The organism is Bacillus sp. F2HM, from assembly GCF_019266135.1.
Classification (GTDB): Bacteria; Bacillota; Bacilli; order Bacillales; family Bacillaceae; genus Bacillus; species Bacillus safensis.
Genome location: NZ_LRMO01000030.1, coordinates 1 through 15,466, shown reverse-complemented (window position 1 = coordinate 15,466; position 15,466 = coordinate 1). Strand labels below are relative to the sequence as shown.

General features: G+C 41.7%; 14 protein-coding genes and 1 pseudogene. 5 read left to right on the top strand and 10 right to left on the bottom strand.

What is annotated here, in order from left to right; translation table 11 throughout:
• Positions 1-166: 166 nt before the first annotated feature.
• Positions 167-976, bottom strand: coding sequence for a BPU family class D beta-lactamase (blaBPU, locus tag AWT60_RS17110; protein WP_218677554.1), 810 nt, complete (start codon positions 974-976; stop codon positions 167-169).
• 104 nt (positions 977-1,080) lie between these two features.
• On the bottom strand, positions 1,081-2,244 hold the full coding sequence (locus AWT60_RS17105) for an acyl-CoA dehydrogenase family protein (RefSeq protein ID WP_218677543.1): 1,164 nt from the start codon (positions 2,242-2,244) through the stop codon (positions 1,081-1,083).
• 144 nt (positions 2,245-2,388) lie between these two features.
• Here AWT60_RS17105 and AWT60_RS17100 point away from each other — a divergent pair, with 144 nt between their 5' ends.
• From AWT60_RS17100 to AWT60_RS17085, 4 genes are read left to right on the top strand one after another with little or no spacing between them, the layout of a single operon-like run.
• Positions 2,389-3,153: an amino acid ABC transporter ATP-binding protein gene (locus AWT60_RS17100; protein WP_218677542.1), complete on the top strand. Its 765-nt coding sequence runs from the start codon at positions 2,389-2,391 to the stop codon at positions 3,151-3,153.
• Complete coding sequence (locus tag AWT60_RS17095) at positions 3,150-4,010, top strand: amino acid ABC transporter substrate-binding protein (protein WP_034622805.1); 861 nt, start codon at positions 3,150-3,152, stop codon at positions 4,008-4,010. The genes AWT60_RS17100 and AWT60_RS17095 overlap by 4 nt, the downstream gene beginning before the upstream one ends.
• Positions 4,007-4,705, top strand: coding sequence for an amino acid ABC transporter permease (locus AWT60_RS17090; RefSeq protein WP_024423088.1), 699 nt, complete (start codon positions 4,007-4,009; stop codon positions 4,703-4,705). The genes AWT60_RS17095 and AWT60_RS17090 overlap by 4 nt, the downstream gene beginning before the upstream one ends.
• A gap of 12 nt (positions 4,706-4,717) precedes the next feature.
• Positions 4,718-5,431 (top strand): amino acid ABC transporter permease, encoded by a 714-nt coding sequence (locus AWT60_RS17085; protein WP_025092843.1) that lies wholly within the window; start codon positions 4,718-4,720, stop codon positions 5,429-5,431.
• A 35-nt stretch (positions 5,432-5,466) separates the two neighbouring features.
• Here the strand turns inward: AWT60_RS17085 and AWT60_RS17080 are convergent, their stop codons facing one another.
• The 4 genes from AWT60_RS17080 to AWT60_RS17065 form a co-directional block, all read right to left on the bottom strand.
• Positions 5,467-6,297: a manganese catalase gene (locus AWT60_RS17080; RefSeq protein ID WP_025092842.1), complete on the bottom strand. Its 831-nt coding sequence runs from the start codon at positions 6,295-6,297 to the stop codon at positions 5,467-5,469.
• Positions 6,298-6,422: 125 nt separating this feature from the next.
• Positions 6,423-7,463 (bottom strand): 2,3-butanediol dehydrogenase, encoded by a 1,041-nt coding sequence (locus AWT60_RS17075; RefSeq protein WP_025092841.1) that lies wholly within the window; start codon positions 7,461-7,463, stop codon positions 6,423-6,425.
• 70 nt (positions 7,464-7,533) lie between these two features.
• Complete coding sequence (locus AWT60_RS17070) at positions 7,534-8,754, bottom strand: MFS transporter (protein WP_218677541.1); 1,221 nt, start codon at positions 8,752-8,754, stop codon at positions 7,534-7,536.
• A 372-nt stretch (positions 8,755-9,126) separates the two neighbouring features.
• Complete coding sequence (locus AWT60_RS17065; protein WP_218677540.1) at positions 9,127-9,876, bottom strand: SDR family oxidoreductase; 750 nt, start codon at positions 9,874-9,876, stop codon at positions 9,127-9,129.
• A 93-nt stretch (positions 9,877-9,969) separates the two neighbouring features.
• On the opposite strand from AWT60_RS17065, the pseudogene AWT60_RS18840 reads away from it, so the two are divergent.
• A pseudogene (locus AWT60_RS18840) lies at positions 9,970-10,083 on the top strand (transposase); the annotation flags it as partial.
• Between the two features lie 154 nt (positions 10,084-10,237).
• Here AWT60_RS18840 and AWT60_RS17060 read toward each other — a convergent pair.
• The 4 genes from AWT60_RS17060 to fdhA form a co-directional block, all read right to left on the bottom strand.
• A complete protein-coding gene (locus AWT60_RS17060; RefSeq protein ID WP_218677539.1) occupies positions 10,238-11,956 on the bottom strand; it encodes an ABC transporter ATP-binding protein in 1,719 nt (572 codons plus the stop codon).
• Complete coding sequence (locus tag AWT60_RS17055; RefSeq protein ID WP_024427899.1) at positions 11,956-12,519, bottom strand: GNAT family N-acetyltransferase; 564 nt, start codon at positions 12,517-12,519, stop codon at positions 11,956-11,958. Before AWT60_RS17055 ends, AWT60_RS17060 begins: the two co-directional genes overlap by 1 nt.
• A 490-nt stretch (positions 12,520-13,009) precedes the next feature.
• Entirely contained in the window at positions 13,010-13,783 is a 774-nt protein-coding gene (locus tag AWT60_RS17050) for a class I SAM-dependent methyltransferase (RefSeq protein ID WP_218677538.1), read from the bottom strand.
• A 98-nt stretch (positions 13,784-13,881) separates the two neighbouring features.
• Positions 13,882-15,096 carry a formaldehyde dehydrogenase, glutathione-independent gene (fdhA, locus tag AWT60_RS17045; protein ID WP_024423097.1) on the bottom strand — a complete coding sequence of 405 codons (1,215 nt, stop codon included), beginning with the start codon at positions 15,094-15,096 and terminating at the stop codon, positions 13,882-13,884.
• Positions 15,097-15,466: the final 370 nt, after the last annotated feature.

Here is a 15,466-nt window from a genome sequence, read left to right as displayed (position 1 = left end):
ATTAATCTCCTTATCATATATTTGTAACATTTGTAACATTACGCCATATATAATAATATATTTGAAATAATACTTCAATATATTTCAATAAATATATCATTCTTTCAAACTAACCCATATATCATCAACTTATCAATATATCCCCTTTTTCATATAAAAAAGCATCCTAAACGGATGCTTCAATCAAATGATATTTTTTCAAAATACGATAGGTGATTTCTTTTGCTTCTAGCCCGGTGCCTTCGATATTTGTGGCGAAGATGTAGGTTTTGTTTTCATGTTTGATGAAGCCTGCGTACCAGCCGATGCCTGAGCCGGAGCCTGTTTTTCCGTATAGGGTGGCGTGTTTCTCTTCTTTTTGGATCATCATTCGTTTGACGGTTCTCATGACAGATAGGTCAAATGGGAGGCTTTCTTCATATAGCTGTTTGAGGAAATGGACTTGTTCTACTGGAGAAATTTTCAACGAACTGCTTAACCAAAATTGATCGATTCCGCCTGATATGTCTTCGTTCCCATAATGAATGGCTTTCACCCAATGGCTCATGCGTTCTTCTCCGATGTCACGCGCCATGGCTTGATAGTACCAGACGACTGAATCTCTCATCCCAGATCCTAATGTATGATCCCTATTCCAGTTATCAATCTCTCTTTTCACTCCGTCCCAATATTTGATGTCGTATTCATCTCTCACTGCGCCTGTTTGGAGTCCAATGAGGGCATTGGCCACTTTAAATGTCGATTGGGGAGCAAAGCGCTCGTTCGCTCTTTTTTTGTTATACACCCATGGCGATTTTTCTTTTACTTCTTGTATCACAAATGTGCCTTCTCGGTCTTTCAAGAATTCATCTACTGACCATGCTGGTGATGTTCCCTCACTTGATGAAGGCTGACCGATACAAAGTGCCATTAGTATGATGGCGGAAACCAGCCATTTCATATGCTTTTTCTTCAAAAAAACCGCTCCTTTTCCCATGATTTGTATCAATTGTAGCATGCCTGAGCGTTGGGACATAAGGTACGCTTGTCCTCTTTTCTGCCAAATAAAAAAAGCCGGTTTCATCCGGCTTTTTGATCAGATTAGCTTTCTTTTTTCTCTTCAATGGCCTGCTTCGCGATTTTTGAAATCGTCATATCATCCATTGGCGGGTTATGGAGCCCAGCCCGGATATCTCGATAGTAACGCTGAAGCGGACAGCCGAGACTTAAGCTTTTTGCACCGACTAAACGCATGGCTTTATCGACCACTTGCAGACTATGATTAACGACTGTATGCTTCACAGCACCGAATTCATTGATTAACAGCTTTCTTTTCTCAGGCTTTTCATACAATCTTGTCGTTGAATAGATGACGTGGCGTGCTTGCTTTAATAGTAAATCAATTTCGCCAATCAGTGTTTGGACATTTGGCAGTTCGCTAATCGTTCCGCTGATACTGTTCGGTGAATGTGTGATGGCATACTGAACTGCATAATCTCTTGCCGCTTGCGCAATCCCCAAATAACAGGAAGGAATATGTGCGATCCAAGGGTTTAACGTACCGCCCCGAGGTCCTTTTTGCACTTCAACAAGCATATCCTCTGAAACCACAACTTGATCTAAGATTAAATCATGGCTTTCTGTTCCTCTCATGCCAACAACATCCCAAGTTTCTTCTATAAAAACACCTTCTGTATCACGGTGAATTAAGAAGAAGCCCATCGCCTCTTTTTCTTCAATCCATACGCCGACTAAAAAGTATGTGAGAGCTGGAGACATCGTAGTAAAAATTTTACGTCCATTGATCACCCAGCGATCACCTGATTTCATCGCTGTTGTCCCAGGCTTGCCGCCTCTTGTTGGACTGCCTGTCTGCGCCTCACTTACAGCGCGGTTGACAAGGGCGCCCTTCTTCACTTCTTCCGCAAAGAATTGCAGCTGCTTCTCATTCCATAGTTTCTTTTCATAAATTTCACCAACAACTCCTTGGTGCCAGCCAATCGATAAGGCAGTCGCTCCGTCCATGCTGCCTAGGGTTTCTTGAAATAGAACCATATCCGTTACAGATTGACCCCCGCCTCCATATTCAGCGGGAAGAGACAGGGCTGTATATCCCATGTTTACTAATGATTCGATATTCTGTTTAGGAAAATAAGCGCCTTCATCATGTTTTTTTGCGTTTTGTTCGATCGTTTCACGAAGAGATTCCAGCTGATTAAGCCATGTTTTTTGAAAATCGGTATCGACAAATAATGCTTTAGACAAAACGTATCCAACTCCTCTGTTTCTCACAATCTATGATATCTCATTTTTCCAATCGGAATGAATAAAACACACTTTACTTATAGGATTTAATGTGTTAAATTTTATCAATATTAAGTACATCTGTCAAAGGAACGTGATGCTTTTATGATCTCAGCTACTCATCTACATAAATCTTATGGGCAGACCCATGTGTTAAAAGGCATTGATTTCACGGTACAAGAAGGTGAAGTGGTCGCAATTATTGGACCGAGCGGATCAGGAAAAACAACACTTCTCCGCAGTTTAAACAGCCTCGATATTCCAGACAAAGGAGAGCTGACTGTTGGAGAAGCCACGATTCAATTTGAACGATATCATAAAAAAGATCTTTTAAAACTAAGGCAGCAATCTTCCATGGTATTTCAGCATTATCACTTGTTTCAAAATAAACGCGCACTTGAAAATATTACAGAGGGATTGATTGTGTCCCAAAACATGTCTAAAAAAAAAGCAGAAAAGGTTGGAGAGCAATTTTTAGAGCGGATTGGACTGCTTCATAAAAAGGATGCATTTCCAAGTGAATTATCTGGCGGTCAGCAGCAGCGGATTGGAATTGCCCGCGCTCTTGCGATGAATCCTGCGGTGCTTTTGTTTGATGAACCAACGTCCGCATTGGACCCAGAGATGGTCGGAGAAATCCTTGAAATGATCAAAGATATTGCGAGCCAAGGGATGACGATGGTCATTGTGACGCATGAAATTTCGTTTGCAAAGGACGTAGCGGATACGGTGATCTTTATGGCAGATGGGGAAATCGTTGAAAAAGGCTCACCAGAAGACGTCCTCATGAAGCCTCAGCATGAACGAACAAAACAATTTTTATCCAGGATTCATCGCGGAATGTGGCAAGGATCGGAGGAAGACATATGAAGCAAAAGACAGCATTCATGACAGCTGGTGTCCTTCTGATTCTCCTCTCTCTGATTGGCTGCAGCAGTGTGAAAACAACAACAGATGATGGAAAACAAATTGTGAAAGTCGCACTGAGTGCAGAGGTCAATCCACCCTTTTTAGCCACAAATGACCGAAACGAACCGATTGGCTATAACATTGATTATTTAAATGAAGTGGAAAAAAGACTTCCACACATACATTTTGATTACATATTTGGCGAGGAAGAATCCAATTTAATTGGTGTTGGCGCGGGGAAGTTTGAAATGGCAGCTAATTGGTTTTTCAGTAACCCTGAACGTGAAAAACGGTTTCTTTACCCTAAAGTTCCGTACGGCTATTCGATGACAGGATTAATTGTGAATGAATCAAACCGGGATATTCAATCGCTTGACGATATGACATCAAAAAAGCTCGCTCCTGTCAGTCCCAGCGGCGGATTGCGTTCAATATTAAATCAATATAATGAAGAACATGATCCAGATATTTCGCTGACAACCATTGAAAGCCCTTCAAATGAACTCAACTTAAAGCGTGTTGAAAGCGGAAGGTCCGATGCGGCCTTTATGAATATTTCGACCTTCGATACCATTCAAAAGCATCTGAATCTGAAGGTCAAAGTGGGCGGGATCGTGTCAAAAGAGCCGATCTATCTTGTCTTACAGCCAAGTGAGAAGCAGCTTGCAGCAGACTTGGACCAGGTCACACAAGAGATGATTGATGACGGAACACTGCCTAAGCTTGCGAAAAAGTGGTTTGGGGTTGATTTCTTCCAAGATATTGACTACATCTCAGAGCAAGGCTATCAATATGAAGAAAGGAAGGAAGCGTCATGACGTTTACAGCTGGAGATTGGCTGCGAATTTTTTTACAGGTGCTTGAACGCCTGCCACTCACTTTTCTCATTATTGCGGTGTCATTGTTTTTCGCCATCATAATAGGGCTCTTATTTGCATGCATTCGTATAAAACAAATCCCAGTGCTGAAGCAATTGGCTGTTATCTATTTATCTTTTACACGAAGTACGCCATTAATTGTTCAGTTATTCTTAATTTATTTTGGACTTCCTCAGCTTTTACTTGTGGCAGGAATTCAAATCAATCATTGGGATCGTGTGTTATTTGTGATGATGACGTTCTCTTTACATACGGGGGCTTATTTATCTGAAGTTTTTCGCAGTGCGTATTCGTCTGTTGGGAAGGATCAGCTGGAAGCCGCCTACATTGTGGGAATGACAGATACACAGGCCTTGATCAGGATCATTATCCCGCAGGCCTTTCTCATTGCCCTGCCAAACCTCGGAAATTACACCATTGATCTTGTGAAAGACACGGCGATTGCCTTTACGATCGGACTCATCGATATTATGGGACAGGTGAAGATCATCTTAGGAAATAACTATGGAATCGGCATGTTTGAAGTGTATGTGATCATCGCGCTTGTGTACTGGCTCATTTGTATGAGCATTGAACTAGTCACCATGCTGCTTGAAAAGAAATTTGTAAAAGGCCGTACCAGTCTGTCACGTTAAGGAGGCGATTTGATGCAAACCATTGATATTCCATTTGCGATTGACCAAGTACCACATATTCTAAAAGGTGTTCCTTTCACCTTATTAATTGCTCTTGTTTCCATGGCTGTGAGTCTTGTGATCGGATCTGTTTTTGCTTTCATTCGCCTCTTTCGCATCCCTGTACTCAGACAGCTCGTTACGCTCTACGTCTCCTTTTTTAGAGGAACGCCGCTTATTGTTCAACTGTTCGCTTTCTTTTATGGGCTCCCTTTTCTTCTAACCAGTATGAACGGCACATTCGGACTGACCTTTCATCCGGATATGGTCTCCCCTTTAGCTGTGGCTCTTATTACCTTCAGCCTGCATTCAGCCGCTCATTTAACAGAGGTGGTCCGAAGTGCACTTCTGGCAGTAGACAAAGGGCAGCTTGAAGCGGCAAAAATTGTAGGCATGACCACACGTCAGGCGATGATACGCATTATTTTGCCGCAGGCATTTGTTGTGGCCTTACCAAACCTAGGCAATCAGCTCGTTCAGTTATTAAAAGCGACATCTCTTGCGTTTACAATTGGGGTACTCGAAATCATGGGTATTTCCCGGATCATTGCAAATGACGGCTATCAGTTTTTAGAAACTTATCTCGTCTCTGCTTTGATCTATTGGCTGCTGAGCATTGTCTTTGAATTAGCCTTTGCATTATTAGAGAAACGTGTCAGCGTATACGGAAGAACTCTCGGACGTTAAAAAGTCGATCAGGCACAAAAACCTGATCGACTTTTTTATTCACCCTTTTTTGGTGTGTTAAACAGTTCTTTTGGTGCGGGTTTAAGCTTTGGTGCAGAGCCGAACACGACAGGTGCAGAAATATATCTGAACTCTCCTTTTCCATCCATGCTGCGGCCATGTGCCCATCTGCCTTGCTTACTTTCTTCCCCTCTTGAGAAGTTAAACAAGTCATAGGATACTTGCTGTTTTTCTAGTGAACGAGGGAAGGTGGTTGGTACGACGACATCCCCTTCTCGCTCTTCTAATTCTTTAATTGCAGCAAGCCACATATTTTGATGATATGTATCACGAGCAATGAGGAAGGAGAGCATATCTTTGACGCCGCGGTCATCTGTCATTTCGTAAAGTCTTGTGACCTGGAGTCTCCCTTGTGATTCTGCATTTAAATTGGCTCTGAAATCCGCCATTAAATTTCCGCTTGAAATGATGTATTTGGCATTCCACGGGTATCCTTGACTATCCGCTGCCATTGCCCCTAAACCGGCAACAATTGCATGCTGCGGGTTCATTCCGCCCATAACAGCCGCAAGTGCTGGATCACTTTGATACGCCTGTTCTTGGTCTTTGACGGGTGCATTATCTAATAAACGTGCGATCATCGTTGCCAGCATTTCGACATGACCAATTTCCTCGGTTCCAACATCAAATAACAGATCTCTATATTTTTGGTCTGCCCGGCAATTAAAGCCTTGAAATAAATATTGCATCATTACACTGATTTCACCATATTGACCGCCTAATACTTCTTGTAATTTCTTTGCATACACCGGATCAGGCTTTGAGGGCTTTGCTTCATATTGCAATTCTTTGATGTGATAAAACATGATGTCATCTCCCTTATCAAAAACATCTTTTCACTTATCACTATTCGACCGCAGCTCCCTTTATGAAAAAGATCTGAATACATAAAAAAAGAGAACGGCTTATGCCATCCTCTTTGTTATCTTACTTATTCAGCACTGACTAAAATTTTCACTTGATCTTTTTCATTGATTAATGCATGGAAGCCATCCTCGATCACATCGTCCAGCTTGATTTTTTTCGTGACGAGTGTGTCTGCAGAGAAATAGCCTTTTCTCATTAAGTTTAATACAGATGGGAATACGTCTCTGTAGCCGATAATTCCTTTTACTGTACGTTCTTTAATGACAATGTCATTCGGCATAATTTCAGCACCTTTTTCCCAAATGCTTACAATGACTGTTTCGCCTGAAATTCTAGTTGATTGGATTGCTTGCTTCAATACAACAGGTACACCTGTCACTTCAAAAGAAACATCGACGCCACCGTTTGTGCGGCTAGCAATTTCTTGAACAACATCTTCATACTGAGAAGGATCTACAATGATCGCTCCAAGCTCTTTTGCTTTCTCTTGACGTTCTTTTGATAATTCAACTGCATAAATATCAGTAGCACCAGCTGCTTTTAATGCTTCAATGACAAGTAAACCAATTGGTCCGCAGCCAAACACAGCCGCTGTATCCCCAGCTTGTACTTTACTAGAACGAACCGCATATAAAGCAACCGCAGAAGGCTCGACAAGCGCGCCTTGCTCATATGAGATTTCGTCTGGTAATAAATGAAGTAATTCTTCATCGACTGATACATATTCAGAGAATCCACCGCCGCCTCCGGCAAGCCCTAAAAAGCCCATGTTTTCATCTAAGTTATAAGCACCTTGATGGCCGTGAGTTGCAAAAATAGGTTCAACAACCACTCGATCGCCTACTTTATAATTGCTCACGCCTTCTCCTACTTCAACAACTTCACCAGAGAACTCGTGTCCCAGTGTAATTGGTGCTTTTTCTTTTGTAAGTGGATGAGGTTCATTCACAGGAATGAAGATCGGTCCGCCTAAATATTCATGTAAATCACTACCGCAAATGCCACACCATTTTACTTTCAGTTTCACTTTTCCTGGAGCAACTGTTGGTTCATCAATTTCCTCTAGTCGAATGTCCTTTTGATCGTGCCAGCGTAGTGCTTTCATTTGTAAGACTCCTTTTCTCATCAATTTAATTAACTTACTTAAATAATGATAACATAATTTTTTTAATTTTCTAAGTAGGATGCACTATTTTTTTGACAGTCAATGGACGAAAGATGACAAAACATAACAATAGACAGATTAGAAGCATACATATACACCCAATGATGACGGAGATTCTGATCGATAAAATATGAGCGAGTCCGCCAAATATTCCTGTCATGGCCATCGTCAGAATGGCTTCAACCAAAGCATAAAAGCTGGCTACCCTCCCCATCACCTCTACAGGAATATTCGTTTGATAGAACGTCATAAAGCCTGTGTTCGCAAATGCTAAAAAGAAGGCTAATATAAAAAATCCACCGGCGGCTGCAACTAGGCTGTTGGAAAATGCATAAATAAGATAGCCAAACGCCACAAACAAACTGCCGATTCCAAGCATCAGCGAAACTGACAGCCTTTCAACAATGACCGAATTAAGACTTGCTCCTGCGATAATACCCGCTCCAGCTATACTGACAAGAAGGCCATATTGTGTATCAGTCAGCATCAATACTTCTTTTGCAAAGGCTGTTTCAAGTGAGTCTATGGCCGTAGGAAGGACCGTTATCGCCGCACTAAATAATAAATATACCGTCATGATCTGGCGTGACGTCAGACTAAATCGCAGAACAAGCTTTGCATCCTCTTTTAACATTGAAAGGGAAAACCGCTTTTGGGCAGCATCTGTTTTGAGCAAATTCGGTAAACACATCGATAACAGAGCAGATATCAACAGACAGATTGCATTTACATAAATTGAAAGAACAGGAGTCCCGATGAGAAAGAGCAGACCTGCTGCTGCGGGCCCAAGTAAAAATCCACCGGATTGTAATAAAGAGCGAATGGCATTAAACCGTTTTCGGTTATCCGCCGGGATTAGTCCTGTCATATACACCATCGACGCTGGATGAAACATCGCTTGTGCCATCTGTATGCAAAACACCATGACATACAGAATGAGCAGATGTCCTGAAAATAAGGCAAAAGGGATACATGCAATGAGCAGAGCACGGGTAATATCTAAACTGATCATCACATTCCGCTGATTCAGCCTGTCAATCAAACTGCCGGACCAGCTATTGGTCAAAAGAGCAGCAGCCGGTCTTAACAAATAAACTGCTGTTACAGCAAGTACAGAGCCCGTTTCTTGAAAAATAAGCAGATGGAGGGCAATCATATAAATCCATTCTCCTATGTTCGCGATCCCGATGGCTCCAAGCAAAATACTCATATCCCGCCAATGTTTTTTCATCATTGTCCCCCCTATTTGTCATAAAAAAAATCCCGCCCCCAAGACATGTCTGTCTTGAGGACGGGATTTACTCCGCGTTGCCACCTCAGTTCATTCATCTGTTGCCAGATGAACCTTAGCGGGTGATCATTCACCCTTCTCTGTAACGGGAGAAGTTCGCTGCACCACCATCCGAGGGAATCCGGTGCAGAGCTAAGAGGCTTGGTTCCATCATGCTTCCCAGCTCCTTCTCAGCTTCACGGAGTTCTCTGTGTGGGGCAGCTATGATGTACTCTTCTCTATTTGCGCTGTGTCTTTTTTTCATCACGATCTTCAGCTGAATTGTTACATATTGTACTGCGCCTCGATCAAAGCGTCAATGTTTTTTTCATGTTAATCCGCATAAATCATTTTCCTAGTCATGCCGCCATCAACAACCAAATCTGTACCGGTCACAAATTGATTGTCTTCATCTGTTAAATAAAAACAGGCTTTCACAATATCCTTTGGCGTGCCAACTCGATTGGAAGGATGCTGCTGATGGTCAATTTCTCGAAGACTTTTCTCATCTTTCGTTTCAATCCATCCAGGGGAAATGCTATTTACCGTAATGTGATCCTGACTAAAAGAAACTGCCAAGGCATGAGTAAGCGCTGAAATCCCGCCTTTTGATGCAGCATATGCCTCTGTATAGGGCTCTGACATGGTCGCACGGGTAGATGAAATGTTCACAATGGAACCTCCTTTTGGATTCTCTTTGATATAACGTGCTGCTTCTCTCGCACATAAAAAAGTTCCTCTTACATTTGTATGCAGCACATGATCCCACTCATCGACGGTTAACTCATAAGGCGATGCTGTGCACATGACGCCGGCATTGTTGATGAGAATATCAATTGTTTTGCAGTGCTTCACCGCAAACGACATTAAGCGCTGAATATCCTTCTCCTGTTTCACATCTGTTTTAATGAAATAAACTTCAAAGGACTCTTTTCTCAACTGCTCCTCCAAACGCTTCCCCTTCTCTTCATCTATATCCGCAAGCACCACACGTGCCCCTTCTTTTGCATAACCGCAGGCGATCGCTTCACCAATACCATTGGCTGCGCCTGTGATGATGACGGTTTTATGTTGAAAATTCATCATTCATCCAATCCTTTCTCCATGAGATGTTGTCGTCTATCATATCATTTTGAGGAATCTCGGCACAAAGCTGAATTTGTATGACTAGATCAACTGGTCAAAGAGGATCACCTGCTTCGTAAAATTGAGCAGTACATTGATTTTTCATTTATCGTAGATAAAGTAAAAGCGTATTATAGCGAAATCAAAGGTCGTCCATCTCTTGATTTGTTGTTATTTAGAATCTAATTGAATATATAAAATGATTAAGATTTAGGAAGTAGGATGTTGTTTTGTCCCATTTCCATTTCATTCGTTTTTTTAACGTCTTTACTTTCAAAGAATACACGAAAGCAACTGACTCGTATTTGTATTTCATCGTCTAATCTTCAGTTAAACGACCATTTTGCCAAAGCTGTTGATAATACGGATGTGTTTTTTGTAATTCTTCATGTGTGCCTTGACCTGACAAGCGTCCATCTTCAAAGACAAGGATTTGGTCTGCACTTGTAATCGTGGATAACCGATGGGCGATGATGATGGTCATCCGGTTTTTCGTTAACGCTTGAAGAGCAAGCTGCACTTCACGCTCTGATTCGTTATCTAAGTTCGATGTCGCCTCATCAAGTAATAAGATTCTCGGATTTCGTAAAATCGCACGAGCAATCGCAATACGCTGTTTTTGACCACCCGAAAGCTTAATACCTCCTTCACCAACCTCTGTATCGAGGCGTTTGTCCAGCTGCATGACAAAATCATAGGCATAGGCTGCTTTTAATGCGGCAAGTACCTCTTGTTCACTTGCTCCATTCGTCCCGTACATGACGTTGTCACGAATCGTCCCGTTTAATAACGGTGCATTTTGACTTACATAGCCAAACAACCCACGCCACTCTGTTAAGTTAAATTGCTCAATGTTTTCTTTGCCATACAGTATCGCACCTGATGACACGTCATAAAAACGTTCAATAAGGGAGAACATGGTCGTTTTCCCGCCACCACTTCGGCTGACAAAGGCCGTTGTTTCATTTGGCTTTAACGTAAACGTCATACCTTTTAACACGTACTTTTCGTTGTACTTAAACGACACATTTTCAAAATGAATCGGCTGTGACGCAGCAGTTACCGGTTTACCGTCTTGGACTTCACGCTTCTCATCTAAAGCCTCGACAATACGCTCTGTTGCGCCAAGTGTTTTTTGTAAATCAGTAAAGAATGTCGCCATTTGTGTAAATGGCATAATAATTTGTACTAAATAAATCATGATTGCCACAAGCTCGCCAGAACTAATGGCACCTGAAGCAACCTGTGAACCGCCATACCCAAAAATCGCAATGATCACAACCATCATGAGCAGCGTCATAAGTGGTGAAAGAATCGCAACAATTTTTGCTTCTTTTAATCCATACTTGTACAGCTGCTGAATTTGCTTTTCTCCGCCTGCTAGCTCTTGCTGCTCTGTTTGTGAAGCTTTCACAAGGCGAATGTTTGTTAAAATTCTCCCTAATCGTCCGCCAAATCCTGCCAACTCATCTTGATTGGCTTTCGAAATCGCGTACATTTTTTCCCCTAGCGGATACGTCACAAAAATTGTGAGTGGTACGGCGATCAGTAGCAGTAGCGTCATTTTCCAGTCAATCCACAATAAAACAACGATTGCACCAAGTATCGCAAAAAGCCCCGATACAAACGATACGAGCTTTTCCGTTACAAACTCCTTTACGACGTTTGTATCCTGCGTAATTCGACTCATCGTTTCGCCAGATTCATGTGCATCGTAATATGTTAATCGTAAATGTAGCATATGCTCCCATACTTCTGTTCGTAAATTCGCGACAACTCCTTCACCTAAACGACGCATCATATAAAATGTAACGGCACTAAGCATCGCCTGTACAATTAAAACACCAATGACTGGTAAGAGTGATGTTAATGCAAAACCAGTATCTGAAATTTGGTTAATAAGCTTCATTGTGAGTAGTGGCACAGCAAGTCCAGCTGCCACCTCTACGATACTTATAAAAAATAAAAGAACTAATTGACTATTCGCCATTTGACTGCGCTTCATCAAAATCCAAAGCTGTGAGATTTTCCCTTGCATTATGATTCACTGCTCACTTTCGTCATGACCTTTTCAAAACGGAAAAACTCATACTCTTCATCCGATTCCGGCTCTTTGCCTTCAACATTAGGTCCTGGGTTGCCTTGGTGATAAAACTCAACAATTTTAAAGCCACATTTATTCACGTAAAAATGAATATTACGCTTTTCAAAATATGGTGTGTGCAGCTCCCAAACCTTCGTCTCTGGGAACGCTGCTTCTATCGCTTCCCACATTTTAGTGCCAAGACCCTTGCCATGTGCATTTGCCCTTGTATACAGGAAGTCCACTTCGTTTCGCTGGGTTTCGTTATTCATTTTCAATACGACACCACCAACTCTTTCGGCGTTTAGTAAAAGTTGACGTACAACCGATTCTTTAGCAGTAAGTGAATGATTGAAATCTTCCTCAGACGGGATTGGTCCCATTTCTGCCGGATCTTCCGCATCTGTAAAACGATCTTGTAACCCTTTCATAAATGCCTCTTGTAATTCTGCCTTAAATGCTGCTAGCTCGTCCTGCGGTACAGGTGCTAACGTCATTTGTTGATTTAGTTTTGTCATTTCTAAAAAACCCTTTCTTTTAAACTGATTAAAATATTCGACCGACTGGTAAAAATAGATGACTATAATGGCCTAGACTCCGTATTTTCGAATTCAACCTTCCGCCTTATTACTCCATTTCATTGAGAAACCCAACCATTTACCAAGCCAAGTTCGTAGTGGTCGAATGTTAGGTCATGTTAAGTTCACAAGAAATAGTGTAAGGTATGGAGTAACTCTAGAGTAAAGAAAGAAATGAAAAATATATCGAGACTATTTATCATCAAGGACCTTATGAAGAAACCTTAGAAAGTATCTCTTTCGTTGATATGTATTGTATATTCAATGGAATTCCACAATAAAGAGCCGTCCTATTTATGGAGCGGCTCTTTATTGTTAAACATTTATCGAGAAACCAATACCATTGGCTGCGCCTGTGATGATGAGGGTTTTCCCTTTAAAATGTAGCATATGATTAATTCCTTTCTATGACTGGATGAATGATTTACTTTTACCCTTTCCTGAAAAGAGCAATCCAGTCATCCACCTCTATTGATTCTATTTGATCCTCTGTCATGTTCAATCTATAATATTGCTTTATTTTTTCGTTAGCATCTAACATGTATTTTGTAACGATCTCTTCTTCCTTTAAAGTTTTCGTTGTTCGCTTGACCCATTCTTGAAAAGGGTAACGTTTTTTTCGTTCCATTGATCTTACTTCTTTTATTCCCTCTTTATAAAACAATTCCCGCCATTGTTCTGTAGATAGACAGGACACATGACTTGGGTCTCTTAATCTTTCCAGCTCATTGATAAATAGTGCAAGCTCTTCATCATTTGGCGAAACATTATCAATAAAGAAAAACAGACCATTTGACTTTAATACGCGAGATGCCTCTTTGGCAAACTGTTCAGGGTGCGGGAAATGGTGTGCTGCAATTCGGCATGTGACCATATCAAATGTGCCATCTAAAAAAGGAAGGCTTTCTGCATCCGCTACTACATAAAAAATTTGTGAATACGCTTTTAAATGAAGTGATGTATGAGAAAGCATCTCTTTCGTTAAATCCGTCGCAAATACTTGATTCACATATGGAGCCAATGCTTTTGCGGTATGCCCGCCACCAGTGGCTATATCGAGTACGATCCAGCTTTCTTCTGGAGCTGTCCATTCAACAATTAGATCCAGGTCTGCACCCTTTGCATGAGTTTGACTCGTCACATACTTTTCTGCATTTCTCCCAAATTGTTCTACAACCCTTCTTTTGGCTTGATCTGAATTCATCTGATTCCTCCCCCTTAAAATGGATTTGTATATTCTATGTGATTTTCCACAATAAAGAGCCGTCTCCTTTTATTGAGCGGCTCCTTTCATGTTAAAAATTATCGAGAAAGCATCCCGTGCGGGTCAATGACAAATTTCTTCGCCACACCGGAATCAAAGTCACTATATCCTTTAGGGGCTTGATCAAGGTCAATGACGGTCGCATTAACGGCTTTGGCGATCTGTGCTCTGCCGCTTAAAATGGATTTCATTAGACTGCGATGATATTGCATAACAGGGGTTTGACCTGTCACAAAGGTATGAGCTTTCGCCCAGCCAAGTCCAATTCGCACTTTCAGAGAACCGACTTTTGCATCGGCATCCACTGCTCCTGGATCTTCTGTGACATAAAGCCCAGGAATTCCAAGCTTGCCGCCAACTTTGGTAATATCCATAATCGTATTTAAAACAGTTGCTGGTGCTTCTCCCTGGTCTCCATGACCCGAAGCTTCAAAGCCGACACAATCGACGGCACAATCAACTTCTGGCTCCCCTAAAATATTCGTAATTTGTTCGCCGATTCGATCATGTTTTCGTAGATTGATCGTCTCACAGCCGAAGCTTCTTGCCTGTTCCAGTCTTTGCTCATTCAGATCTCCAACAATCACAGCAGATGCGCCAAGAAGCTGAGCTGAATGTGCTGCTGCAAGACCTACTGGCCCAGCACCTGCAATATATACGGTCGAACCAGGCTTTACTCCAGCCGTATAAGCACCATGAAAACCTGTCGGGAAAATATCGGAAAGCATCGTGAGATCAAGTATTTTTTCCATCGCTTGATCTTTGTCTGGAAATTTGAGCAGTTGAAAATCTGCATATGGAACCATGACATACTCGGATTGGCCGCCAACCCATCCGCCCATATCTACATATCCATAGGCAGAGCCTGGGCGGTCCGGGTTTACATTTAAGCACACATGGGTTTTTTGTTCCTTACACATGACGCAGCGTCCGCATGCAATATTAAACGGAACGGACACGAGATCTCCTTTTTGAATAAACTCCACATCTCGCCCAACTTCAACGACTTCACCTGTAATTTCATGACCAAGGACAAGTCCTTCAGGTGCAGTCGTACGCCCTCTCACCATGTGCTGATCACTTCCGCAAATATTCGTCGTCACTACTTTTAAAATGACGCCATGCTCACATTTGCGCCCCACATTGGCTTTAGGTACACCCGGGCCGTCTTTTAAGACCAAATCAGGGTATCCAATATCCTCAACTGCTACTTTTCCTGCTCCTTTATAAACGACACCTTTGTTTCCCGACATGATTTCATTCCTCCCTTTTGTTTAAAAATGAAGTCTCTACAATTTTCTCTATTTCTTAAGCAATTTCCTTCTTCAAACAGCACATTATGTGAAAAAGAGGGAGGCACATGTCTATGTGAGAAAGAAAAATGTGTCTTCCAGTGAAATAAAAAAGAAAAAATTGAAAAAAAAGCTAAACTTTTGCAGAGCGGTGTCGATATAAGAAATAAGCCAGACAGGTATCCTTAATCGACAAACAAATTCCTTATATATACTATCATTCCTTACACACCTGGCTGGCGCCTATATTACATACAAAAGGCTCTTCTGATGAAGAGCCTCAGGCTGTCGAGAAAATCTCGACAGCCTTATTTTTTCCTTAAAGTTTCCA